Source organism: Subtercola sp. YIM 133946 (assembly GCF_036553535.1).
Taxonomy (GTDB): domain Bacteria; phylum Actinomycetota; class Actinomycetes; order Actinomycetales; family Microbacteriaceae; genus Subtercola.
The window spans coordinates 167268-192070 of record NZ_JAZHPE010000051.1 but is presented as its reverse complement, the minus strand read 5'-3'; the positions used below and the strand labels follow the sequence as shown (position 1 = coordinate 192070).

The 24803-nt window shown below is 65.7% G+C and carries 23 protein-coding genes; 6 read left to right on the top strand and 17 right to left on the bottom strand.

The window, feature by feature from the left end; all coding sequences use genetic code 11:
• Positions 1-2 precede the first annotated feature (2 nt).
• The 5 genes from V3W46_RS18640 to V3W46_RS18620 are packed head-to-tail and all read right to left on the bottom strand — an operon-like array spanning position 3 to position 5044.
• Positions 3-362, bottom strand: coding sequence for a non-heme iron oxygenase ferredoxin subunit (locus tag V3W46_RS18640; RefSeq protein WP_331784639.1), 360 nt, complete (start codon positions 360-362; stop codon positions 3-5).
• Positions 362-1639 carry a Fe-S cluster assembly protein SufD gene (sufD, locus tag V3W46_RS18635; protein ID WP_443070011.1) on the bottom strand — a complete coding sequence of 426 codons (1278 nt, stop codon included), beginning with the start codon at positions 1637-1639 and terminating at the stop codon, positions 362-364. The genes V3W46_RS18640 and sufD overlap by 1 nt, the downstream gene beginning before the upstream one ends.
• A gap of 29 nt (positions 1640-1668) precedes the next feature.
• Positions 1669-3087, bottom strand: a complete 1419-nt coding sequence (gene sufB, locus V3W46_RS18630) for a Fe-S cluster assembly protein SufB (protein ID WP_331784638.1) — start codon at positions 3085-3087, stop codon at positions 1669-1671.
• Positions 3088-3134: 47 nt separating this feature from the next.
• Positions 3135-4112 (bottom strand): COX15/CtaA family protein, encoded by a 978-nt coding sequence (locus V3W46_RS18625; RefSeq protein ID WP_331784637.1) that lies wholly within the window; start codon positions 4110-4112, stop codon positions 3135-3137.
• Between the two features lie 11 nt (positions 4113-4123).
• Positions 4124-5044 (bottom strand): heme o synthase, encoded by a 921-nt coding sequence (locus V3W46_RS18620; RefSeq protein WP_331784636.1) that lies wholly within the window; start codon positions 5042-5044, stop codon positions 4124-4126.
• A 184-nt stretch (positions 5045-5228) separates the two neighbouring features.
• Between V3W46_RS18620 and tkt the strand changes: the two genes are divergently transcribed.
• The 6 genes from tkt to pgl are packed head-to-tail and all read left to right on the top strand — an operon-like array spanning position 5229 to position 13477.
• Complete coding sequence (gene tkt, locus V3W46_RS18615; RefSeq protein WP_331784635.1) at positions 5229-7331, top strand: transketolase; 2103 nt, start codon at positions 5229-5231, stop codon at positions 7329-7331.
• Between the two features lie 28 nt (positions 7332-7359).
• The gene (tal, locus tag V3W46_RS18610; protein WP_331784634.1) at positions 7360-8496 is read left to right on the top strand and encodes a transaldolase; all 1137 of its coding nucleotides are present in this window, start codon (positions 7360-7362) and stop codon (positions 8494-8496) included.
• A complete protein-coding gene (locus tag V3W46_RS18605) occupies positions 8493-10115 on the top strand; it encodes a glucose-6-phosphate isomerase (protein WP_331784633.1) in 1623 nt (540 codons plus the stop codon). Before tal ends, V3W46_RS18605 begins: the two co-directional genes overlap by 4 nt.
• Positions 10116-10166: 51 nt before the next feature.
• Positions 10167-11708, top strand: a complete 1542-nt coding sequence (gene zwf, locus V3W46_RS18600) for a glucose-6-phosphate dehydrogenase (RefSeq protein ID WP_331784632.1) — start codon at positions 10167-10169, stop codon at positions 11706-11708.
• On the top strand, positions 11705-12694 hold the full coding sequence (locus V3W46_RS18595) for a glucose-6-phosphate dehydrogenase assembly protein OpcA (protein WP_331784631.1): 990 nt from the start codon (positions 11705-11707) through the stop codon (positions 12692-12694). Before zwf ends, V3W46_RS18595 begins: the two co-directional genes overlap by 4 nt.
• A gap of 12 nt (positions 12695-12706) precedes the next feature.
• Positions 12707-13477, top strand: a complete 771-nt coding sequence (pgl, locus tag V3W46_RS18590) for a 6-phosphogluconolactonase (protein WP_331784630.1) — start codon at positions 12707-12709, stop codon at positions 13475-13477.
• Positions 13478-13559: 82 nt separating this feature from the next.
• On the opposite strand, the gene V3W46_RS18585 is transcribed toward pgl, so the two are convergent.
• From V3W46_RS18585 to uvrC, 12 genes are all read right to left on the bottom strand, one after another.
• Positions 13560-13853 (bottom strand): hypothetical protein, encoded by a 294-nt coding sequence (locus tag V3W46_RS18585; RefSeq protein ID WP_331784629.1) that lies wholly within the window; start codon positions 13851-13853, stop codon positions 13560-13562.
• A gap of 1044 nt (positions 13854-14897) precedes the next feature.
• Positions 14898-15269: an RNA polymerase-binding protein RbpA gene (locus V3W46_RS18580; protein WP_331784628.1), complete on the bottom strand. Its 372-nt coding sequence runs from the start codon at positions 15267-15269 to the stop codon at positions 14898-14900.
• A 44-nt stretch (positions 15270-15313) separates the two neighbouring features.
• A complete protein-coding gene (gene secG, locus V3W46_RS18575) occupies positions 15314-15565 on the bottom strand; it encodes a preprotein translocase subunit SecG (RefSeq protein ID WP_331784627.1) in 252 nt (83 codons plus the stop codon).
• A gap of 69 nt (positions 15566-15634) precedes the next feature.
• Complete coding sequence (gene tpiA, locus V3W46_RS18570) at positions 15635-16438, bottom strand: triose-phosphate isomerase (RefSeq protein WP_331784626.1); 804 nt, start codon at positions 16436-16438, stop codon at positions 15635-15637.
• Positions 16426-17649 (bottom strand): phosphoglycerate kinase, encoded by a 1224-nt coding sequence (locus V3W46_RS18565; RefSeq protein WP_331784625.1) that lies wholly within the window; start codon positions 17647-17649, stop codon positions 16426-16428. The genes tpiA and V3W46_RS18565 overlap by 13 nt, the downstream gene beginning before the upstream one ends.
• A 14-nt stretch (positions 17650-17663) precedes the next feature.
• On the bottom strand, positions 17664-18671 hold the full coding sequence (gene gap / locus V3W46_RS18560) for a type I glyceraldehyde-3-phosphate dehydrogenase (RefSeq protein WP_331784624.1): 1008 nt from the start codon (positions 18669-18671) through the stop codon (positions 17664-17666).
• Between the two features lie 106 nt (positions 18672-18777).
• Positions 18778-19398 carry a superoxide dismutase gene (locus tag V3W46_RS18555; RefSeq protein WP_331784623.1) on the bottom strand — a complete coding sequence of 207 codons (621 nt, stop codon included), beginning with the start codon at positions 19396-19398 and terminating at the stop codon, positions 18778-18780.
• Between the two features lie 206 nt (positions 19399-19604).
• On the bottom strand, positions 19605-20582 hold the full coding sequence (gene whiA, locus V3W46_RS18550; RefSeq protein ID WP_331784622.1) for a DNA-binding protein WhiA: 978 nt from the start codon (positions 20580-20582) through the stop codon (positions 19605-19607).
• Between the two features lie 12 nt (positions 20583-20594).
• Entirely contained in the window at positions 20595-21473 is an 879-nt protein-coding gene (gene rapZ, locus V3W46_RS18545; RefSeq protein ID WP_331784621.1) for an RNase adapter RapZ, read from the bottom strand.
• Positions 21474-21566: 93 nt separating this feature from the next.
• Entirely contained in the window at positions 21567-21827 is a 261-nt protein-coding gene (locus tag V3W46_RS18540) for a CPCC family cysteine-rich protein (RefSeq protein ID WP_331784620.1), read from the bottom strand.
• Positions 21828-21943: 116 nt separating this feature from the next.
• On the bottom strand, positions 21944-22882 hold the full coding sequence (locus V3W46_RS18535; RefSeq protein WP_331784619.1) for a hypothetical protein: 939 nt from the start codon (positions 22880-22882) through the stop codon (positions 21944-21946).
• A 51-nt stretch (positions 22883-22933) separates the two neighbouring features.
• Positions 22934-24787 (bottom strand): excinuclease ABC subunit UvrC, encoded by a 1854-nt coding sequence (gene uvrC, locus V3W46_RS18530; RefSeq protein WP_331784618.1) that lies wholly within the window; start codon positions 24785-24787, stop codon positions 22934-22936.
• Between the last annotated feature and the right edge of the window lie 16 nt (positions 24788-24803).

The window sequence follows — 24803 nt, the reverse complement described above, 5'->3', positions numbered from 1 at the left end:
GGTTAGGCGATTTCTTTTGTCAGGGTCGGGTCGATGTAGATGTCGCCGTCGACGATGCTGAGCTCGTAGACGGGAACCGGCTCGTAGGCCGGGAGGGTCAGGGGCTTGCCGGTGAGCAGCGAGAACTTGGAGCCGTGGGCCCAGCACTCGAGCGTCGGCCCCTCAGCCGACGCTTCGGCTGAGGGAGCTCCCTCGACGAAGCCCTCGGCCAGCGAGATGTCGCCGTGCGTGCAGGTGTCGCCGATGGCGAAGCATTCGCCGCTCGAGTCTTTGACGAGCGCGATGGCCACGCCGTCGATCTCGACGCGCAGGGCCTCGTTCTCGCCCAGTTCGTCGAGCGAGCAGATGCGAACGGCGGCCATCAGAGGGTTCCGCCGATGGCCTCGTCGGGCGCAGCGAACGCCGTGGCACCGCCTGCGGCATCGACCAGCTCGGCCTCGACGGCGAGCGTCAGACGCTCCTCGACGGCGGGCGAACCGATCTTCTGGATGATCTCGGCCAGGAATCCGCGCACCACCAGGCGGCGCGCCTCCTCCTCGCTGATGCCGCGCGACTGCAGGTAGAACAGCTGCTCGTCGTCGAAGCGCCCGGTCGAGCTGGCGTGCCCGGCCCCGAGGATGTTGCCGGTCTCGATCTCGAGGTTCGGAATCGAGTCGGCCCTCGTGCCCTCAGAGAGAACCAGGTTGCGGTTCTCCTCGTAGCTGTCGGTGCCGTTGGCGGTCTGCCGGATGAGCACGTCGCCCACCCAGACCGAGTGAGCGCCCTCGCCCTGCAGTGCGCCCTTGTACTTGACGCGCGAACGCGAGTTCTCGGCCTCGTGGTCGATGTAGACCCGCTGCTCGAGGTGCTGCCCGGCATCCGCGAAGTACAGCCCGTAGGCCTCCGTGTTCGAGCCGGTGTCAGACAGGTGGATGCTCGGGTTCACCCGCACGACCGATCCGCCGAGCGACACCACGATGTGGGTCAGGCTGGCGTCGCGGCCCACCTGGGCGAAGTGGCTGGCCAGGTGCGCGGCGGAGTCGTTCCACTGCTGCACCGTGACGACGGTGAGCTGGGCCCCCTCGCGAACGACGATCTCGACGTTCTCGGTGAGCCGGGCATCCCCCGTGTTCTCGATGATCACGAGGCCGCGGCTGTTCGGCGAGGCGGTGATCACGGTGTGGGCGGCTCGGGCCCCCGTGCCGAGGCCGCTGCGGGCGACGACGAACTCCGCCGAGGGGGTCTCGCCCGTGACGTCGATGGCGAGGGCCTTGTCGAAGGCCGACCAGGCGTTGGCGCTGGCCCGGTCTTCGGGCAGGCCGGCGCTGCCGATGCGCTCGTCGGTGCGGTCGACCCAGGTGAGGCCGAAACCGTCGACCGCGTCGGCGGTGACCTCGACCGGCGACCCGTCGAGGGGGCCGTTGATGAGATCTGCGACGAGCTTGATCGGCGTGAGCTTCCAGTCGACCTCGTGCCCGGTGGGCTCGTCGAAGTCGCTCACGTCGGCCGAGGTGTAGCGCTCAGACCGCGTCTGAACGGGAATCTCGTGCCAGGCGCCGTCGGTGTGGCTCTTCGACCCCACCGGCTCGCCGCGGTGACCCCCGGCGGCCGGCACGGCGAATGCCGCTGCGGCCGCTTCGGAGACCGTGTTTTCGGGCACAGTCGTATTACCTGGTGCTGCTGAGGTCATTAACCTACTGACCCTTCCATGCCCATCTCGATGAGCTTGTTGAGTTCGAGGGCGTACTCCATCGGGAGCTCGCGGGCGATCGGCTCGATGAAGCCGCGCACGATCATGGCCATGGCCTCGTCTTCGGGCAGCCCACGGCTCATCAGGTAGAAGAGCTGCTCTTCGCTGACCCGGGAGACGGTGGCCTCGTGGCCCAGCTGCACGTCATCCACGCGGATGTCGATGGCGGGGTACGTGTCGCTGCGCGACTGCGTGTCGACCAGCAGCGCGTCGCAGCGCACGGTGTTCGCCGAGTGGTGCGCGTTCTCGGCGACCCGAACCTCGCCGCGGTAGCCCGCACGGCCGCCGCCGCGAGCGATCGACTTCGAGACGATCGACGACTGGGTGTACGGCGCCATGTGGATCATCTTGGCGCCGGCATCCTGATGCTGGCCGGGGCCTGCGAAGGCGACGGAGAGCGTCTCGCCCTTGGCCCGCTCGCCGACCAGGTAGATCGACGGGTACTTCATGGTGACCTTCGAGCCGATGTTGCCGTCGATCCACTCCATGGTCGCCCCCTCGTGCGCAATCGCACGCTTGGTGACCAGGTTGTAGACGTTGTTCGACCAGTTCTGAATCGTCGTGTAGCGAACGCGGGCGTTCTTCTTCACGATGATCTCGACCACGGCGGAGTGCAGCGAGTCGCTCTTGTAGATCGGGGCCGTGCAACCCTCGATGTAGTGCACGTACGAGCCCTCGTCGGCGATGATCAGCGTGCGCTCGAACTGGCCCATGTTCTCGGTGTTGATGCGGAAGTAGGCCTGCAGCGGAATTTCGACGTGCACACCCTTCGGCACATACACGAACGACCCGCCCGACCACACGGCGGTGTTCAGCGCGGCGAACTTGTTGTCACCGGCCGGGATGACCGTTCCGAAGTACTCGTCGAAGAACTCGGGGTGCTCACGCAGCGCGGTGTCGGTGTCCATGAAGATGACGCCCTGGGCCTCGAGGTCTTCGCGGATCGTGTGGTACACGACCTCCGACTCGTACTGCGCGGCCACGCCGGAGACGAGGCGCTGGCGCTCTGCCTCGGGGATGCCGAGCTTCTCGTAGGTGTTCTTGATGTCGTCAGGAAGGTCTTCCCACGTCTGCGCCTGCTTCTCGGTCGACCGCACGAAGTACTTGATGTTGTCGAAGTCGATGCCGGAAAGGTCTGCTCCCCACGTCGGCATCGGTTTGCGCTCGAAGATCTGCAGTGCCTTGAGGCGGGCCTTGAGCATCCACTCGGGTTCGCTCTTCAGCGTCGAGATGCCCTTCACGACCTCAGGCGAGATGCCGCGCTTGGCGGTCGCGCCGGCGGCGTCGGAGTCGGACCACCCGAACTCGTACACCCCCAGGTTCTGAAGTTCTGGCCGGTCGATGAGTACGTCTGTCATGACTTTCTCCCTTCCTATTGCTAGCTCCAACGGCGCTGGCAACCTTTTTATTCTACCGGGGCGGAGATTGTCTCAGGTCGATACCCCGCAACCTCAGAGGTAACGGTTTGGTCGACCGAGAAGAGGGTCGGGTTCACGTCGAGCAGAACGCGCAGGGCGCCCACCCAGACCAGCGCGGCCCCCAGCAGGTGCAGCGCCACGAGTGCCTCGGGCAGCCCGGTCAGCGCCTGGATCAGGCCGAGCGCCGCCTGGGCCAGAACGACCACGATGAAGGTCAGCGTGCGGCGACGGGCCAGCTGGGCACCGGCCACCCGGGCGAGAACCGCGAACAGCACGATGCCGAGCACCAGCGTCAGCGAGCCCAGGATGCCGTGCAGCACGGTCACGTCGCCCCAGTCGAACTGCATACGGGGCACGTCGGCCGAGTCGCCCGAGTGGGGCCCGGTGCCCGACACCAGCGTGCCGACGAGGATGAGCACGATCGTCACCGCGACGAGCACCACGCTCAGCACCCGGGCCGGCGCCGGCAGCCGCACCGCCGCCGACTGGCCGCGGTGCGCGCGGTGCCAGGTCAGCGTGGTGGTCGTGAGCAGGGCGATGGCCATCACGAAGTGGAAGGCCACGATGTAGGGGTTCAGCTGCGCCAGCACGGTGATGCCACCGGCGACCGCGTTCGCGACGACCAGCCAGAACTGCGACCAGGTGAGCCGGGTCATGGCGCGCACCCGGGGCTTCTGCAGCCGGGCGGCGATGATGACCCAGCCGACCGCGGCGATGAGCACACCCGTCAGTGCCCGGTTCGTGAACTCGATCAGGCCGTGGATGCCCAGCTCGGGCGTCGTCGTCAGCGACCCCGTCTCACAGGCGGGCCAGGTCGGGCAGCCGAGACCCGAACCGGTGACCCGCACGATGCCGCCGCTCAGCACGATGAAGATGCTGACGACGAGAGCGGCGGTGGTCGCCCAACGCAGCGCTCGGGCACTGATGGTCCAGCGGTCTGCGGCCCAGGAGAGTGGGGTCTGCATGCGGCGGATCCTCAGAACGGGAGCAGCGGGTCGATCGCGATGGCCAGGAACAGGATGGTCAGGTACGTGATCGAGGCGTGGAAGACGCGCATCGGCCGAACATCCCCGTGCCTGATGGCCGAGTTGTAGAGGCGGTGCGTCTCGTAGATGAACCAGCCGCCCGAGGCGATGGCGGCGACCGTGTAGACGATGCCCATCGAGGCCACCGGGATGAGCAGCAGTGAGCAGGCCACCGTCGCCCACGCGTACAGGATGGTCTGCAGGCCGACGACCGCGCGGCCCCGGGTGACGCCGAGCATCGGAACGCCGACCGACTTGTAGTCGTCGCTGTAGCGCATCGAGAGAGGCCAGTAGTGAGGCGGGGTCCAGAGGAAGATGACGCCGAACAGAATCCACGCGGGCCAGTCGAGCGAGTTCGTCACCGCGGCCCAGCCGATGAGCACCGGCATGCAGCCGGCGGTGCCACCCCAGATGATGTTCTGCGAGGTGTGGCGCTTCAGGATGATCGTGTAGACGACCGCATACAGCACAATCGCGATCACCGACAGCCCCGCGGCGAACCAGTTCACGAAGAATCCGAACCAGAGGGTCGAGACGACGGCCAGAACCCACGCGAACACGAGCGCCTCGCGGTCGCTCAGCTCGCCGGTGACGAGGGGCCGCGACTTCGTGCGGTTCATCACGCGGTCGATGTCGCGGTCGATGTAGCAGTTGAACGCGCCCGCGCCGCCTGCGCTCAGCGCGCCGCCGACGAGCGTGGCGAAGACCAACCACAGGTTGGGAATGCCGCCCTGCGCAAGGATCATCACGGGAACCGTGGTGACGAGCAGCAGCTCCATCACGCGGGGTTTCGTGAGTGCGACGTACGCTTTGGCCTTCTGGCCCACGCCGATGCGCGGATGCCCGACCCGGCCTTCTACCGCAACGTCCATTGCTCCTCTAACTGCTCCTGACATACCTGCTCCACTCTACTTTACGGCGCGTAGAAGTCGCTCACGAGCAGGCGCTGGCACCCCGCCCCTCTCTATACTGGATGAAGGGTGGGAATTCACCTTCGGCTCGACGGTGCACCGAGGCTCCCCCCTCGTCCGCAACCTAAGAAGGGCTCTACACCTCGTGGCATCATTGCAGTGGGAATCTATTGACGACCAGGCCGTAAGCACAGTGAAGGTTCTCGCGGCAGACGCCGTGGAGAAGGTCGGCAACGGTCATCCCGGAACCGCCATTTCGCTCGCACCGCTCGCCTACCTCCTCTTCCAGAAAGAGATGCGGCGTGACCCGTCAGACAACGAGTGGATCGGTCGCGACCGGTTCATCCTCTCCGTGGGCCACAGCTCGCTGACGCTCTACATCCAGCTCTACCTGGGTGGCTACGGCCTCGAGCTCGACGACCTGAAGAAGCTGCGCACGTGGGGTTCGCTCACCCCGGGCCACCCCGAATACGGTCACACCGACGGCGTCGAGATCACCACCGGCCCGCTCGGCCAGGGCCTCGCCTCTGCCGTGGGCTTCGCCTACGCCTCGCGCTTCGAGCGCGGCCTCTTCGACCCGGATGCCGCACCCGGCACCAGCCCGTTCGACCACTTCATCTACACCATCGCCGGCGATGGCGACATGGAGGAGGGCATCACCAACGAGGCGTCGTCGCTGGCCGGCCACCAGGAGCTCGGCAACCTGATCGCGTTCTACGACAGCAACCAGATCTCGATCGAAGACGACACGAACATCGCGTTCACCGAAGACGTCAAGGCGCGCTATGAGGCACTGCACTGGCACGTGCAGGTCGTCGACTGGAAGAAGACGGGCGAGTACGTCGAAGACGTGCAGGCCCTGGCCGACGCGATCGAGGCCGCCAAGGCAGAGACTGCGAAGCCGTCGCTCATCATTCTGAAGACGATCATCGGCTGGCCGTCGCCGAAGAAGCAGAACTCGGGCAAGATCCACGGCTCGGCGCTCGGCGCCGACGAGCTGAAAGGCCTGAAGGAGGTTCTCGGCTTCAACCCCGACGAGACCTTCGCCGTCTCCGACGAGGTCATCAGCCACACCCGCGAGGCCATCACCCGCGGCAAGGCCGCCCACGAAGAGTGGAACGTCGCGTTCAACGCCTGGGCCGAGGCCAACCCCGAGCGCAAGGCGCTGCTCGACCGCGTGCTGAAGGGCGAACTGCCCGAGGGCGTCGAAGACGTGCTGCCCTCGTTCGAGGCAGGCAAAGAGGTGTCGACCCGTGCCGCCTCCGGCAAGGTCATCAACGCGATCGCCGGTGTCATGCCCGAGTTCTGGGGCGGGTCTGCCGACCTCGCCGAGTCGAACCTCACGACCATCGAGTCGGGGGCGTCGTTCGTTCCCGCCGAACGCTCCACGCACGAGTGGTCGGGCAACCCGTACGGCCGCGTGCTGCACTTCGGTATCCGCGAGCACGCCATGGGCGCCATCATCAACGGCATCGTGCTGCACGGCAACACGCGACCGTTCGGCGGCACCTTCCTCATCTTCTCGGACTACATGCGCCCGGCCATCCGTCTCGCCGCGCTGATGCAGTCGCCGTCGATCTTCGTCTACACGCACGACTCGGTCGCGCTCGGCGAAGACGGCCCGACCCATCAGCCGATCGAGCAGCTTTCGACACTGCGCGCCATTCCGGGCCTCGACGTGGTTCGCCCCGGCGATCCGAACGAGACCGCCTGGGCCTGGCACACGATTCTGTCGCGTCGCGTCGGGCCAGCCGCGATCGCGCTGACCCGCCAGAACATCCCCACCTTCGAGCGCGGTGACGGCGACGCCTCGGGCGAGACCTTCGCTTCGGCGAAGAACGTCGCCAAGGGTGCCTACATCCTGGCCGAGGCGCCGGGCGGCACGCCCGACGTGATCTTCATCGCCACCGGTTCAGAGGTTCAGATCGCCGTCGAGGCGCGCGAACTGCTGAAGGCCGACGGCATCAACGCCCGCGTCGTGTCGGCGCCGTGCCTCGAGTGGTTCGAAGAGCAGACCGCGGAGTACCGCGAGCACGTTCTTCCGCCCGCCGTGAAGGCTCGCGTGTCGATCGAGGCCGGCCTGGCGCTCACCTGGCGCGGCTACGTCGGCGACCACGGCAAGAGCGTCTCGATCGAGCACTTCGGGGCATCCGCCGACTACAAGACGCTGTTCCGCGAGTTCGGAATGACCACCGGCAGCGCGATCGAGGCCGCGAAGACCTCGCTCGCCTCACTCGCCGCCGTCTGACCCACGATTTTCACAAGGAGACAACATCATGACTGACACCCAGCTCGAAACCCCCACCGCCCAGCTCTCCGCCGTCGGCGTGAGCATCTGGCTCGACGACCTCTCGCGCGAGCGCCTGCGCACCGACAACCTGCAGAAGCTGATCGCCGAGAAGAACGTCGTCGGGGTCACCACCAACCCGTCGATCTTCGCCTCGGCCCTCGCCAACGGCGAGGCCTACGACCAGCAGGTGCGCGAGCTCGCGGCCGCCGGTGCCAACGTCACCGACGCCGTGTTCGAGATCACCACGAGCGACGTCGCGCACGGCTGCGACATCTTCAAGCCCATCTACGACTCGACCGCCGGCTTCGACGGCCGCGTGTCGATCGAGGTCGAGCCCGGCTTCGCGAACGACGCCGACGCCACCATCAAGCAGGCCAAAGAGCTGTTCGACAAGGTCGACAAAGAGAACGTGCTCATCAAGATCCCGGCGACGATCGAGGGCCTGCGGGCCATCACCGAGACCATCGCCGCGGGCATCAGCGTGAACGTGACGCTGATCTTCAGCCTCGAGCGCTACCGCGACGTCATCAACGCCTACCTGGCCGGCCTCGAGAAGGCCCAGGAGGCGGGCATCGACCTGTCGAAGATCCACTCGGTCGCGTCGTTCTTCGTGTCGCGGGTCGACACCGAGATCGACAAGCGCCTCGACGCCGTCGGCACCGACGAGGCGAAGGCCCTCAAGGGCAAGGCCGGCGTGGCCAACGCCCAGCTCGCCTACGAGGTCTTCGAGCACGCCTTCACCACCGAGCGCGCCAAGGTGCTGCTCGCCGCGGGCGCCAACAAGCAGCGTCCGCTGTGGGCCTCGACCGGTGTCAAAGACCCGTCGCTGCCCGACACGATGTACGTGACCGAGCTGGCCGCCCCCGAGGTCGTGAACACGATGCCCGAGAAGACGCTCGACGCGACCTTCGACCACGGCGTCATCACCGGCAACACCATCGACGGCAGCTACGCCGGTGCGAACAAGATTCTCGACGCGGTCGCCGCGCAGGGCATCTCGTACGCCGAGGTCACCGAGCTGCTCGAAAAAGAGGGCGTCGACAAGTTCATCGTGTCGTGGAAAGAGCTGCTCGAGACGGTTCAGACCGCTCTCGATGCGGCCAACGCCGGCGAAGGCGCATGAGCGTCAAGATCCACGTTTCGGGGGTGGTGAAGGCGGCCGTCGAGGCCGCCGTTCCCACCCTCGTCACCGACCTGGTCGCCTCGAGCATCACAGGTCAGGATCCAGCCCTCTGGGGTGCCGATGCTGAAGCCGAGGCGTCGAAGCGCCTCGGCTTCACCGAGGCCGTGTCGGTCTCCCGGCCCCTGGTGGCCGAGATCGCCGCGCTGCGCGAGTCGTTGCTGGCCGCGGGTGTCGACCACTTCGTGCTCGCAGGTATGGGCGGCTCGTCGCTCGCTCCCGAGGTGATCACGCGCACCGCCGGCGTCGAACTCACCGTGCTCGACTCCACCGCCCCCGGGCAGGTCGAGGCGGCACTGGCCGACCGCCTCGCAACGACGGCTCTCGTCGTCTCGTCGAAGTCGGGTTCGACCGTCGAGACCGACAGCCAGCGTCGAACCTATGAGAAGGCCTTCCGCGACGTCGGGGTCGACCCGAGAGAGCGCATCGTCGTAGTCACCGACCCCGGCTCGCCGCTCGAGGCATCGGCCACCGAAGCGGGCTACCGCGTGTTCACCGCCGACCCGAACGTGGGCGGCCGGTACTCGGCGCTCACCGCGTTCGGTCTCGTGCCGTCGGGTCTCGCCGGTGCCGACATCGGCGAGCTGCTCGACGAGGCCGAGGCCATCGAGCTCTACCTGGCCACCGACGACGACGACAACCCGGCGCTCATCCTCGGGGCGGCCATCGCCGGCACCACGCCGCTGAAGAACAAGCTCGGCATCGTCTCCGACGGCACGCACATCGCAGGGTTCGCCGACTGGGCCGAGCAACTCATCGCAGAATCGACCGGCAAGATCGGTCGCGGGCTGCTGCCCGTCGTGCTCGACACCCACTCCCCCGAACTGGCTGAGAACCTGCCCGACCTGCAGGTGGTTCGGCTCGTGCGAGAGGCCGACCAGTTCCACCTGCTGCCGCAGAACCGCCACGACGGCGAGATCCTGATGAGCGGTTCGCTCGGCGGCCTCATCCTGACCTGGGAGTACGCGGTGGTCGTCGCGGGTCGCCTGCTGGGCATCAACCCGTTCGACCAGCCCGACGTGGAGTCGGCGAAGGTCGCGACGCGCGGCCTGCTCGACGCCCGCCCCGAACCCGAGGCACCCGCGTTCGTCGCGGGCGGCATCGAGGTGCGCGGAACGGCATCGGTCGTCGGCGGTTCGGTGAACGGTGAAGAGACCGTCGCCGCCGCGATCGACAGGCTGCTGGCCGAGACCCCGTCAGACGGCTACGTCTCGATCCAGGCCTACGTCGACCGCCTCGCCCTGCCGCAGCTGGTCGAGCTGCGCGACCGCATCGCGTCGAAGATCACCCGACCGGTGACCTTCGGCTGGGGTCCGCGGTTTCTGCACTCGACCGGCCAGTTCCACAAAGGCGGCCCCGCGGTCGGTGTCTTCCTGCAGATCACCGAGAACGCAGGCACCGACCTCGAGGTGCCCGGCCGGCCGTTCACCTTCGGCCAGCTCATCCAGGCCCAGGCCGCGGGCGACGCAAGCGTTCTCGCCGACCACGGTCGACCTGTGCTGCGCCTGAACCTCACCGATCCGGCCGCTGATGTGACCAGTCTGTTCGATTCCCTCAACTGAATAGACGGGGGTGAGCGTCACGCGCATCCCTCGTCGTCTGCAAGGAGCACGATGTCACCGGTAGAAATCACTCCGGACTACAACCCCCTCAGGCTGCCGACCGACAGGCGCCTGAACCGCATCGCCGGGCCCAGCGGCCTGATCATCTTCGGCGTGACGGGCGACCTGTCACGCAAGAAGCTGATGCCGGCGGTGTACGACCTCGCCAACCGCGGGCTCCTGCCGCCGGGCTTCTCGCTCGTCGGCTTCGCCCGCCGCGACTGGGAAGACCAGGACTTCGAGCGCGTCGTGCACGACGCCGTCAAGGAGTACGCGCGCACCCCCTTCGACGAAGACGTGTGGCGGCAGCTCTCTGAGGGCATCCGCTTCGTCTCGGGTGAGTTCGACGACGACTCGGCGTTCGAGTCGCTCAAGGCGACGATGAGCGAGCTGGATGCCGTACGGGGCACGAAGGGCAACTACGCCTTCTACCTCTCCATTCCTCCGAAGGCGTTCCCGCTGGTCACCGAGCAGCTGCGTCGCTCGGGATTGGCTCACCCGCAGCCCGGGCAGTGGCGCCGTGTGGTCATCGAGAAGCCCTTCGGCAGCGACCTCAAGACGGCGCGCGAGCTGAACGACGTGGTCGAATCGGTGTTCGCACCCGACGACGTGTTTCGCATCGACCACTACCTCGGCAAAGAGACGGTGCAGAACATCCTTGCGCTGCGGTTCGCGAACCAGCTGTACGAACCCATCTGGAACGGCAACTACGTCGACCACGTGCAGATCACCATGGCCGAAGACATCGGCGTGGGCGGTCGGGCCGGCTACTACGACGGCATCGGTGCGGCGCGCGACGTCATCCAGAACCACCTCCTGCAGCTGATGGCCCTCACGGCGATGGAGGAGCCGATCTCGTTCAACGCCGCCGACCTCCGCCAGGAGAAGGAGAAGGTGCTCGCCGCCGTCAAGGTGTCGAAGGACTTCAGTGCGACCACGGCCCGGGGCCAGTACTCGAGCGGGTGGCAGGGCGGCGAGTACGTGCCGGGCTTCCTCGAAGAAGACGGCATGAACCCGCAGTCGACCACCGAGACCTACGCGGCCGTTCGGCTCGACATCGGCACCCGCCGCTGGGCCGGCGTGCCGTTCTACCTGCGTGCAGGTAAGCGCCTCGGCCGCCGCGTCACCGAGATCGCGGTGGTGTTCAAGCGTGCGCCGCAGTACCTCTTCGCCGAGAGCCAGACCAGCGAGCTCGGCCAGAACGCGCTCGTCATCCGGGTTCAGCCCGACGAGGGTGTGACCATCCGGTTCGGCTCGAAGGTACCCGGCGCGGGCGTGCAGGTGCGCGACGTGACGATGGACTTCGGATACGGCCACGCCTTCACCGAGGCCAGCCCCGAGGCCTACGAGCGACTCATCCTCGACGTGCTCCTCGGTGAGCCGCCGCTCTTCCCCCGACACCAGGAGGTGGAGCTGTCGTGGAAGATCCTTGACCCGATCGAGGAGTACTGGGCGACGCAGGGCCAGCCCGACCAGTACCGGCCCGGCACCTGGGGCCCTGACTCCGCCGATGAACTGCTCGCCCGCGACGGAAGAACTTGGAGACGTCCGTGATCGTCGATTTTCCAGACACCAATACCAGCAAGATCTCGAAGGCCCTGGTCAAGATCCGCGAAGAGGGCGGCGCTGTCGCCCTCGGCCGGGTGCTGACGCTCGTCATCCGCACCAGTCTCGGTCATGAGGAGGAGGCGATCGAGGCCGCGAATGACGCCTCGCGCGAGCATCCGATGCGCGTCATCGTGGTGTCGACCGACAGCGACCCCGACGCCGCCCGCACCGGCCGCGGGGCCCGGCTCGACGCCCAGATTCGCGTGGGAGGTGACGCCGGCGCAAGCGAGGTCGTTCTGCTGAAGGCCTACGGCGCCGCCGCCTCCGACGAAGAGGGTCTGGTCACCGGCCTGTTGCTGCCCGACGCCCCGGTGGTCGTGTGGTGGCCGGGCGAGTCGCCCGAGAAGGCGTCGACGTCGAGCCTCGGCCGCATCGCCCAGCGCCGCATCACCGACGCCTCGAACCACCCGAACCCGGTCGAGTCGCTCATCAAGCTCGCCCAGAGCTACGCCCCCGGTGACAGCGACTTCGCCTGGACCCGACTCACCCTGTGGCGCGCCCAGCTCGCCGCGGTGCTCGACCAGCCGCCCTACGAGCCGGTCACGGCCGTCGAGGTGCAGGGTGCCTCCGACTCGCCGTCGACGCTGCTGCTCGCGGCGTGGCTCGGCCACCAGCTGCAGGCGCCGGTCACCTATGGGCTCACCAAGCGCTCGAACGGGTCGAGCGGCATTCACAGCGTCAAGCTGACGCGCGAGTCGGGAACCATTGACCTGACCCGTGAGATTCCCAACGTGGCGACGCTCATCCAGCCCAACCAGCCCACGCACGACCTCTCGCTGCCGCGCCGCAACCTGCGCGACTGCCTCGCCGAGGAGCTGCGCAGGCTCGACCCCGACGACCTGTATGGTGAGGTCATCTCCGTCGGCCTGGCAGAGCTGTTCGAGTCGACCGACGTCGGGCTCAGCACGGGCGTCATCAACATCATCACGTAGGGGCCGCAACACATGACAACCGATCGACGCGTTCTCGTTCACCCCGACAAGGCCTCCCTGGCCGGCGCCGTGGCGGCACGTTTCATCACGAAGATCATCGACATTCTCGACGAGGTCGACGACGCGCACGTGGTGCTGAGCGGGGGCAGCGTCAACACCGATGTGCTGGTGGCCATCCGTAACTCCGCCGCCCAGACGAACGTCGACTGGAGCCGCATCCACTTCTGGTGGGGCGACGAGAGGTTCGTCGAGAAGAGCAGCCCTGATCGCAATGAGCTACAGGCACGTGAGGCGCTGCTCGACCACATTCCGGTCGACGATGCAAAGGTGCATCCGTTCGCCTCCACCGACGAGATCGCCGACCTCGACGAGGCTGCGGCGTCGTACGCGCGCCAGCTCGCCGACGCGGCACCGGATGGTCGGCAGAACCCGTGCTTCGACATCCTGTTTCTGGGCGTCGGCCCCGACGGGCACATCGCGTCGCTGTTCCCCGGAATGCAGGGCATCACCGTGCGTGACGCCTCGGTGGTGTCGGTGCGCAACTCCCCCAAGCCACCGCCCCTGCGATTGAGCCTCACCCTGCCAGTCATCCAGTCGGCCGATCGCATCTGGCTCGTGCTCGCCGGTGCCGACAAGGCGTCGGCGCTCGGCCTCGCCCTGGCCGGTGCCAGCGTCGACGAGGTGCCGGTCGCCGGGGCCGAGGGCCGCAAACGCACCGTCTTTTTCGTCGACAAAGAGGCGGCAGCCGAGGTTCCCGAGAACCTCATCGCTCCCTCCTACTAGCATTCAGAACCCAGTTGGAGCACGCAAACCGACGCATCCGCAGAAGGCTTGCTGGAGGACTCGGCGCCGAGTGCAATGCGGACTAAAACCACAGAAACGAAAACTGCTGTTGCCACACCCAAAATCCCGTTGCCCACGGATTGGCAATAATTAATTCACAGATCAAGTAGCCCCACATGGCTAGAGCAACCACAGAACCCACGGCGATACTACGTAATCGTCTTGCTGGTCTCGCTACCCAAATGGAAATGGTTATCACGAAAATCGGAGCAATCGCCAAGAAGATTGTTCCCAGTTGATAACCTCTGATACATCCGGCGCCAGAACATATATTCGTCAGCACGATATGCCCTACCATTGCGTGTGGATGTGTCACGAATCCGATTATATCTCAGGGAATAAGCTGCTCATGCTTTCGGAAGGCCAGATCGGATGGTGACGGAAGGAGCGCTGCTGCCCCCCCAAGCCCCACCCCTGCGGTTGAGCCTGACGCTGCCGGTCATCCAGTCGGCCCGACCGCATCTGGCTCGTGCTCGCCGGTGCCGACAAGTTCCCGGCGCTCGTCCTCGCGTTGGCTGGAGTCGGAGCGCCGAGGTTCCCGAGAACCTCATCGCACCCTCGTACTGATCTTAGGCCACAACGACCATCAGCGCCGTGCCTCAATCACAGCCGGGTGCCTAGGTGCGATGAATGGCTTGGATCGGCCGAAGGGCCTACGTCACGCTCGATACTCAACACCATAGCGCTAGATCACACACCGTCGCTGACAGTGCCGATGAGTGCGAATCATGGCGTCGACAGCAGTTTGCCGAGGTCAGTCACGCACAGTGCGCCGGGCTTGGTACCTGGTTGAATCCTAGACTCCGTTGTTTCGGTGTCTTCTGACGTGACCTGCCCGTCGACAACTATGCGGCACGTCACTGTGCCCCCGCTTTTGGAAATCGCACTCATCGCTATTTTGTCGCAGCCAACGCCCGGATGAATGACGACAGTTTGCGACCACGGGAAGGTTGTCGTGTCGGGGTTCACTTTTACAGGCTCCCCGGGAGCGTCATCTCCAGTGCCGCCTGGCTGATACGAAATGAGGGCGTAGGTCGGAATCAGATTCAGGGGGAAGGCTTTTGGCGACTTGGGCCTCAAAATTGACGGCTACAGTCGTCGGACTCGACGAAGCGTCAGCGCACAGGCCGGGTGGAAAGCTGAAATCGTAGATCGGAGTCGGTGGCTTAGGAATGAGAAGTGATACGAAGAAGGCAACGATCACTGCGGGCCAAACCAGGATCGCAAACCATCCCGCTACGGAACCCAGTCGCTTCTTTCGTGCCATAGTGAGACATTATCACTACTGCGCGCTCGGTTGACTGTAGATGATGGAAGGGCCGCAACCCGAGGGCGGGCGCGGCCGTTCCAACGGACTGAACTAGTTGGCGACGGGAGCCGCCGTGCCGCGGCGCGCGCGCAGCTGGGCCAGGGCGTCTTCGAGAAGCTGGGCCGCCTCTTCTTCGGTGCGGCGTTCTTTGACATAGGCCAGGTGCGTCTTGTAGGGCTCGAGCTTCGCCACCGACGGCGGGTTCAGCTGGTCGCGACCGGCGGGCAGGCCCGACTGGGGCGAATCGATGGTCTCGGGGATCTCTTCGGCGGGCAGGTTTGCGGCGAAGTATCGAACGGTCTCATTGCCGAGAGCATCCCAGTACGAGACCTTGATGCGATCGGCGTGGTAGCCGCGGTCTTGTTCGCCCATGGGGCCGGCGCCGACGCGAGACCCCCGAATTGCACTGCCGCCTGAAGCCATGGAAATTACCCCTCGTTACCGATGATGAAATGTGGGCCGGTGAACTAGCTGCCCGTGTCGAACTTGGTGATGAGACCCAGCACGACGATCGACAGAACCCAGATCAGCCCGAGTATGACGGTGATGCGGTTCAGGTTGCGCTCTGCAACGCCTGAGGCGCCGAGGTTCGAGGTGACACCACCACCGAACATGTCAGACAGGCCGCCGCCGCGACCGCGGTGCAGCAGGATCAACAGCGTGAGCAGGAGACTGGTAATGCCGACAAGTACCTGGAGAACGACTTGAAGGATTTGCACGGATTACCTTTCACACACCAAAAGAGGGACTCTGGCCCCCCAAGACCAAGAGTCAGTATAACTCACAGCTCACACGCCGACGTGCTTCTTGTAGCGCACGATGGCGCTGAACTCGTCGATGTCGAGGCTCGCGCCGCCGACGAGGGCACCGTCGACGTTGGGCTCACGCATGAAGCCGGCGATGTTGCCCGACTTCACCGAGCCGCCGTAGAGGATGCGCGTGGCCGCAGCCGTGTCATCGCTGAGGCTCTCGGCGATCACCGTTCGAAGCGCAGCGCAGACCGCCTCGGCCTGGTCGGGCGTGGCGGCCTGGCCCGAGCCGATGGCCCAGACCGGCTCGTACGCCACGACGATGTTCGCGTCAGAGGGTACGCCGGCGAGGGCGGCCTTCAGCTGCGATACCGGAACGGCGCTCGGGCCGAACCTCTCCAGGTCTTCGGCCGTCTCGCCCACACAGATGACGGGAACTAGCCCGTGCTTCAGGGCGGCGGCGACCTTGGCCGCGACGACCTCGTCGGTCTCGTTGTGCATCGTGCGACGCTCGGAGTGGCCGATGATCACGTACACGCAGTCGAGCTTCGACAGGAACTGCCCCGAGATCTCACCGGTGTAGGCACCGGAGTCGGCTGCAGACAGGTCTTGCCCGCCGTAGGCCAGCTCGAGCTTGTCGGCCGATACGAGGGTCTGAACCGAGCGCAGGTCGGTGAACGGCGGGAAGATGGCCACCTCGACGTCGGCGAAGTCGTGCGAGGCGTCTTTCAGGCTCCAGGCCAGCTTCTGCACGAAGGCGATCGACTGCAGGTGGTCGAGGTTCATCTTCCAGTTGCCCGCGATGAGCGGGGTGCGGGTTGCGGGGCTTTTCACGCTATCCATCCGAGAACCTCCAGGCCGGGGAGACGCTTGCCTTCGAGAAACTCGAGACTGGCACCGCCACCCGTAGAAATGTGACCGAACTGGTCATCAGTGAATCCGAGTGCGCGAACGGCCGCCGCCGAGTCGCCGCCGCCGACGACGCCGAGGCCGTCGACTTTGGTCAGAGCCGCTGCGACGGCACGAGTGCCTTCGGCGAACGGCTCGAGTTCGAACACGCCCATGGGGCCGTTCCAGAAGACAGTGTGCGACGCCTCGATGATCTCGGCGAACGCCTTCGATGTGTCGGGGCCGATGTCGAGACCGAGACCGGATGCTCCGAAGGGCGTCTCCTCGATCGTCTCTGCGCTCGTCACCGTGTGCTCGGCGTCGGCACCGAACTTCGATGCGACGACCACGTCGGTGGGCAGCACGATCGTGACACCGAGCTGCTTCGCCTTCTCGAGGTACCCCTTGACCGTGTCGATCTGGTCTTTCTCGAGCAGGCTGGCGCCGACCTGGTAGCCCTGAGCCGCGAGGAAGGTGAAGAGCATCCCACCGCCGATGAGCAGCGAATCGACCTTGGGCAGCAGGTGGCCGATGACCCCGAGCTTGTCGGACACCTTCGAGCCGCCGAGAACCACCGCGTAGGGCCTCGTAGGCGTCTCGGTCAGTTGGTCGAGCACCTGGAGCTCGGTCTCGATCAGCAGGCCGGCTGCGCTCGGCAGCAGCTGGGCGAGTTCGAAGACGCTCGCCTGCTTGCGGTGCACAACACCGAATCCGTCTGACACGAAGACGTCGGCGCCGGTGGCGGCGACGAGCTGTTCGGCGAACGCGCGCCGGTCGTCGTCTGACTTCGCGGTCTCGCCCGGGTTGAACCGCAGGTTCTCGAGCAGCGCGAATTCGCCGTCGCCGAGAGCGGCGGCGGCCTCCTTCGCGGCGTCGCCGACGGTGTCGGCTGCGAAGGCGACCGGCGCCTCGAGCAGCTCTGACAACCGTTCGGCGACGGGCGCGAGGCTGTACTTCGCCTCGGGCGCGCCGTCAGGGCGGCCGAGGTGGCTCACGATGACCACCCGGGCTCCCTGGCCGGCCAGCGCCTGAAGCGTGGGAAGTGACGCACGGACTCGTCCGTCGTCAGTGATGACACCGTCTTTCAACGGCACGTTCAGGTCGCATCTGATGATGACCGTCTTACCGGCGAGCGACCCGAGGCTCTCGAGTGTTCGTATCGTCACTTCTCGGGGTGTCTCTACAGCTTGCTTGCGACGAACTCGGTGATGTCGACGAGGCGGTTGGAGTAACCCCACTCGTTGTCGTACCACGACGCCACCTTGACCTGGTTGCCGATGACCTTGGTCAGACCGGCGTCGAAGATCGAGGAGTGCGGGTCGCCGACGATGTCGCTCGACACGATCTCGTCTTCGGTGTAGCTCAGGATGCCCTTGAGCTCGCCGTTCGCGGCGTTCTTGTACGCCTCGTTGATCTGCTGCACGGTGACGGGCTTGGTCACCTCGACCGTGAGGTCGGTGATCGAGCCGGTGGGAACCGGAACGCGCAGTGCGTAGCCGTCGAGCTTGCCGACGAGCTCGGGGATGACGAGACCCAGTGCCTTGGCGGCACCGGTCGACGTCGGGATGATGTTCGCAGCGGCGGCACGGGCGCGGCGCAGGTCGCTGTGCGGGCCGTCTTGCAGGTTCTGGTCGGCCGTGTACGCGTGGACCGTGGTCATCAGGCCGCGCTCGATGCCGAAGTTGTCGAGCAGCACCTTGGCGAGCGGCGCGAGGCAGTTCGTGGTGCACGAGGCGTTCGAGATGATGTCGTGGATGTCGGGGTCGTAGGTTCCCTCGTTGACACCGAGCACGAGCGTCGCGACGTCGTCGCCGGTGGCGGGGGCAGACACGATGACTTTCTTGGCTCCGCCGTCGATGTGCTTGCGGGCATCCGACGACTTGGTGAAGCGGCCGGTCGACTCGATGACGATGTCGACGCCCAGCTCGCCCCAGGGCAGGTTGGCGGGGTCGCGCTCGGCCAGCACCAGGATCGGCTTGCCATTGACGACGATGTTGTCACCATCGAGCTCGACGGTCGCGTCGAGACGGCCACCGATGGTGTCGTACTTCAGCAGGTGGGCCAGAGCCTTGTTGTCGGTGAGGTCGTTGACGGCAACGATCTCGATGTCGCTGCCCTTGGCCAGCGCTGCTCTGAAGTAGTTGCGGCCAATGCGGCCGAAGCCGTTGATACCGATCTTTACGGACACGTAGTGCTCCTGTAACTGTGGCCCCTCGGGGCGGTGTGTTGTGAGGTGTGAAAACGGTGGTCACGAGAGCGCGGGCTCCGTGAGGAGCCCGCGCCAGCATCGCTTTTTACAGTACCAGCAGGCCGTCGGTCTTCGAGGTCGCGGCGGCGAGGCGAGCGGCCACGTTCGACCAGTTCGCGACGTTCCAGATGGCCTTGATGTAGTCGGCGCGCACGTTGAGGTAGTCGAGGTAGTACGCGTGCTCCCAGACGTCGAGCATGAACAGCGGAACGACGCCGGCGGGCAGGTTGCTCTGCTGGTCGAACAGCTGGAACGTGACGACGTTGCGACCGATCACGTCGTAGCCGAGAACGGCCCAGCCCGAACCCTGAACGCCGAGGGCGACGGCGGTGAAGGCGGCCTGGAACTTCTCGAACGACCCGAACGAGTCGTCGATGGCCGCGGCGAGCTCGCCCTCGGGGGTCTGGGTCTCGGGGGTCAGATTGGTCCAGAAGATGGAGTGGTTGACGTGACCGCCGAGGTTGAAGGCGAGGTCTTTCTCGAGCTTGTTGATCGCGCCGAGGTTGCCTGACTCGCTCGCCTCTTTGATGCCGGCGATGGCGGTGTTGGCGCCCGCGACGTAGGTCGCGTGGTGCTTGTCGTGGTGCAGGGTCATGATCTTCGCACTGATGTGCGGCTCAAGAGCTGCGTAGTCGTAGGGAAGATCTGGAAGAGTGTATTCAGCCATTGCTTTTCTCCTTGTACTTGTGATGTGGGGCGCGGCAGAAGGCCGAAGAGTCGGCTTCCGGGCGTACTGCCCACCTGACCATTCTATTGATGTCAACCGCACGGCCACTGAATGCTTCCCGGCAACCGGATGCCCGTACCCGGCGACCGGGCACGGCAGGCCGGTCGTCGCGTCGTTCGTCGAGCCGGTCGTCGGTCAGCGGTCGGTCAGTCGTCGAGGTCGGGTGGCAGGTTCGCGTCGGTGCCGGGAATGCCGAGGTCGGAGGCCTTCTTGTCGGCCATGGCGAGCAGCCGGCGGATGCGCCCGGCGATGGCATCCTTCGTCATGGGCGGGTCGGCGTGGTGGCCCAGCTCGTCGAGGCTCGCGTCACGAAAGTTCAGCCGGAGTTCACCTGCATACTTCAGGTGGTCTGGCACCTCGTCGCCGATGATCTCGAGCGCGCGCTCCACGCGGGAGCAGGCGGCGACGGCGGCCTGCGCCGAGCGACGCAGATTCGCGTCGTCGAAGTTCACCAGCCGGTTGGCGGTGGCCCGCACCTCGCGGCGCTGGCGCATCTCCTCCCACTTCGCGAGCGACTGCGCGGCCCCCATGAGACCGAGCATCGCAGCGATCGACTCGCCGTCGCGGATGACCACGCGGTGCACTCCGCGCACCTCACGGGCTTTCGCCGAGACGTGCAGGCGAGCGGCGGCCCCCACGAGAGCCATGGCGGATTCATTGCCGGGACACACCACCTCGAGGGCAGCCGACCGGCCGGGATCGGTCAGCGAACCCTGGGCGAGGAACGCACCCCGCCAGACCGCCGCGAGCTCTTCTGCAGACCCCGTGGTGAGCCGGTTGGGTAGCCCCCGGATGGGGCGCCGCCGGGCATCCAGCAGCCCCGTCTGCCGCGCGAGGGTCTCGCCGCCGTCGATGACGCGCACAAGGTAGTAGCTGTTGCGGCGGGCGCCAGAGGCCGAGACCAGCGACACGTCGCCGCGCACGCCGTACAGCTCGGCCAGGTCTTTGCGCACCCGTTTGACGAGTTCGGGCGTATCGAGCTCAGATTCGATGGCGATTCGGCCGGAGATGAGGTGCAGCCCCCCGGCGAAACGCAGAATCGTCGCTAATTCGGCTGCCCGGGCTGCCGTTCGGCTGACGACGACCCCGGTCAGTTCGCTTTTGACATCGGCGGTGAGGGCCAATCTTGTTATCTCCTATTCGCGCCCCAGGTCGCGGTGCTTGACGCTCACTGCGACCCCGGGGTTGGTGCTGATCAGTTCTGCCAGCCTGCGGGCGACCGCCACTGAGCGGTGTTTGCCGCCTGTGCAGCCTATGGCAATCGTGGCGTGGCGTTTGTTCTCGCGCTGGTACCCGGCGAGCACAGGTGCAAGGGCTTTGGCGTAGTTCTCAACGAAGTCTTCGGCGCCTTCCTGGGCCAGAACGTAGTCGCTGACCTCGGGGTCGAGACCCGATTTGTCGCGCAGTTCGGGAATCCAGAACGGGTTCGGAATGAAGCGGCAGTCGGCGATGCCGTCGGCGTCGCTCGGGGCCCCGTATTTGAAACCGAAGCTCATCACGGTGACCTGCACCCCCGCGGTGTCGGCGGCCTGGAATCGTTCGGCGACGAGCGTGGCGAGCTGGTGGATGTTCAGGTCTGACGTGTCGATGACGATGTCGCTCGACTCGCGGATCGGCGTCATGCGGGCCCGCTCGGCGCCGATGCCATCGAGCAGCGTGCCGTTTCCCTGCAGGGGATGCGGTCGCCTGACCTGTTCGAAGCGACGCACCAGTGCGGCATCCGTCGCCTCGAGGAACACCATGCGCAGCTGGATGCCGCTGCGCAGGTCTTCGATGATGTCTTGCAGGTCGGAGAAGAAGTCGCGGCCCCGAACGTCGACCACGGCCGCCAGCCGCGGCAGCGCTCCCCCGGCCCGTTCGGCGAGGTCGACCAGCGGGCGCAGCATCTGCGGCGGCAGGTTGTCGACCACGTACCAGCCGAGGTCTTCGAGCGCGTTCGCGACCGTCGATCGACCCGCGCCCGACATTCCGGTCACGATGAGCACTTCCTGCTGGTCGGCAGTGTCGAGTGTCATCGTGATGGGTGCTTTCGCCTCGGGCGCGTGCGCGGTCTCGCCTTGCTCTGGCTTCTAGACTATCGGGCCTACACACCCCGAAAGCGAGCCGCCCTAGGTCGGCGAAGGCTGGTTCTCGGGCCGCTCCCGCTTTCTCGGGGGCCGTACCTTCGAAGCGAAGCGTTCTTCGACGGCGCCGTAGCGGGCGAACGCCTCTCGACCTTCCGCGACGGTCATGTGATTGCTGGCACTGTGTCGATCAGGCTCGATCACCCCGTCGTCCTCCCAGAAGCAGACGCGGCAGACATCCCAGCCCACGGGGCGCACGGTGAAGTTGCCGCAAACCATGCATGCCTTCAAAGGTTCTTTTGTCATCGCCTTATCCCGTCGCTGATGTTGCTCAGCATAAGGGCCGGAGAGGGGGCAATGACCGCTTCATTCGAGCGCGACTTCGTCGCCAACATCCTCGCGATGAATCGATCGCTGGCTGTTCAACTGCTCGTTTTTAGGCGATCAGAGGCTACTGATGACTGCCAATTCCGCTCTGCCAGCGTAGCCAATGCGTCGAGCGCATCGTATTGGGCGCGCCAGAGCGACCTCCGGGGATCGGCCACTCCGAGCCGCGCGAGAAAATTCGTGGCTTCCACTCGAAAGTCGCTGAGGCTTCCGAGCCAGGGTTGCTCGAATCTGTGTGCCACTTCGCCGAGGCCGGACGCGGTTCGGTAGAAGAGTGTCGCGAACATGGTCGCAGGACCGATCGGATGTATCACCAACATGTGGTTGCTTGATTCAATGAGTGCTTCACCTCCGATTGCGAAGGTTCCGCAGATTATCGTCTCAGCCTTGAGGACGGCATTGCCCTCGATTGTTGCCAGACCGAGCACACTGCAACCACCCGTGACCGTTGAAGAGCCTCGAATCCGCGAGTTGCCGCCGATACGCGCTGACTCGGCGACGTGAGAGTTCTGACAGACGACAGCGCTATCAGTGATGTGAGAATCGTCTTCAACGACGGCATCGTCGAAAGTCATGCTGTGGTTGTCCACGGTGGCTCGCCCGAGTATCCGCGCGTGCCCACTTATTCGCGCGTGGTCGCGGACTCGTGTCTGGCCTGACATGACGGCGTTCGAGTATATTGAGGCGTTGTCTTCGATTCGCGCGTCGTCTTCGAGACGTGCTTGGCCGTAGACACAAGCTTCATCGGCCACCCAGGAAGTGCCGCCAAGCCGAGGACGTAGGTTGCCAAACTCGTCGACAACAGACTTACTCTCGATCCATCCGCCGACTTCGCCTGCCTTAACATTTCTTACACCCTCTGGGTGAGTGAGATCGGTTCTCGTATCGGGCAGGTCGACCAGCGTGCGGATCTGTCTGACGGTTTTGCCAGCTCCGATTGGCCTCTCAGCGCCGGTGAATTCGAAGTGAGACATGGTCGGCATCGTTGCAAAAACTAAGCATAGCTCATGATACCAGCTGGCGTGTCAGGCGCGGAGTTGGTCGACGATGGAGGCGGCGAGGGTGGGGCCCACACCCTTGACCTCGGCGATCTCGGAGGCTGAGGCCTGCTTGAGCTTCGAGACCGAACCGAACTCCTTGAGCAGGGTCTTCACGCGGGCCGGGCCGAGGCCGGGGATCTCTGAGAGAACCGAGGTGATGTCGCGCTTGCGGCGGGCTCGCTGGTGCGTGATCGCGAAGCGGTGGGCCTCGTCGCGGATACGCTGCAGCAGGAACAGCGCCTCGCTGCCGCGGGGCAGGATGACCGGGTAGTCGTCGTTCGGCAGCCAGATCTCTTCGAGGCGCTTCGCGAGGCCGCACAGGAAGATGCCCTCGACGCCCGACTCCTCGAGGGCGCGGGCCGCGGCCTGCACCTGGGGCTGGCCGCCGTCGACGATGAGCAGGTTGGGCGGGTACGAGAACTTCTTGGCGACCGTGTCGGACTCGGCGCGCTCCGAACCCTCCTTGAGATACGAGAGCCGGCGCGCGATGACCTGGTAGATCGAGTCGGTGTCGTCGGTGGTCTCGGGGATGGTGAAGCGGCGGTACTGGTCTTTGCGCGCCAGCCCGTCTTCGAAGACCACCATCGAGGCCACGACGTTGGTGCCGCCGAGGTGCGACACGTCGAAGCATTCCATGCGAAGGGGTGCGTCGGTCATCCCGAGCCCGTTCATGATGTCGGTGAGCGCTTCGGTGCGCGCGACGAAGTCGGAGCTGCGCCTGGTCTTGTACAGCATCAGGGCGTTCTTCGCGTTCAGCGTGGCGGTCTGCATGAGCGCCGCCTTCTCGCCCCGCTGCGCCGTCTTCAGGGCCACCTTCGATGTGCCGCGCCGCTCTGAGAGCCACTGCTCGAGCTCGTGCGCGTCGTCGGGCAGGGCGGGCACGATGATCTCACGCGGCGGAATCTGCGCGTCGTAGGCGGTCTGCAGAATGGAGTCGACGAGCTCGGCGGTCGTCAGGTCGAGCTCTTTGTCGACCATCCAGGCCCGCACACCACGGATGCGCCCGCCCCGCACGACGAACTGCTGAACGGCGGCCGCGAGTTCATCGTGCTCGATGCCGAACAGGTCGGTGTCGACACTGTCGGCGAGCACCACGTTGCTCTTCGCGAGCACCGCGTCGAGCGCCTGCAGCTGGTCGCGGTACTGGGCGGCCTTCTCGTACTCCTGGGCCTCGGATGCCGCACGCATCTTCTTCGTCGCCTCGGTGACGAACCTCTTGTCATGCCCGTTCATGAAGGCGATGAAGTCGTTCACGATCTCGCGGTGCTCTTCGATGGTCACCTTGCCCGAGCACGGCCCACCGCAGCGACCGATCTGGCCGGGAAAGCAGGGCCGGCCGCTCTGCATGGCCTTCTTGTAGCTCGAGTCGGAGCAGGTGCGAATCGGAAACGCCTTGATCATCAGGTCGATGGTGTCGTGCACCGCCCAGATCTTCGGGTAGGGCCCGAAATACTTGGCGCCCTTGATCTTCTGGTTGCGGGTGACCATCACGCGTGGGGCCTCGTCGGCGAGGGTGATGGCCATGAACGGGTACGTCTTGTCGTCACGGAACTTGACGTTGAACGGCGGCTCGAACTCCTTGATCCAGGTGTACTCGAGCTGCAGGGCCTCGATGTCGGTGCCGACGACCGTCCATTCAACGCTGGCGGCAGTGGTGACCATGCGGCGGGTGCGCTCGTGCAGGCTGCGCAGAGGCGCGAAGTAGTTGCTCAGGCGCGCACGCAGGTTCTGTGCCTTGCCCACGTAGAGCACGCGCCCGCTGGCGTCGCGAAAGCGGTAGACGCCCGGTTGGGTTGGTATCTCGCCCGCCTTGGGGCGATAGCTGACGGTGTCGGTCATTTCTTCGGTCTCGGGA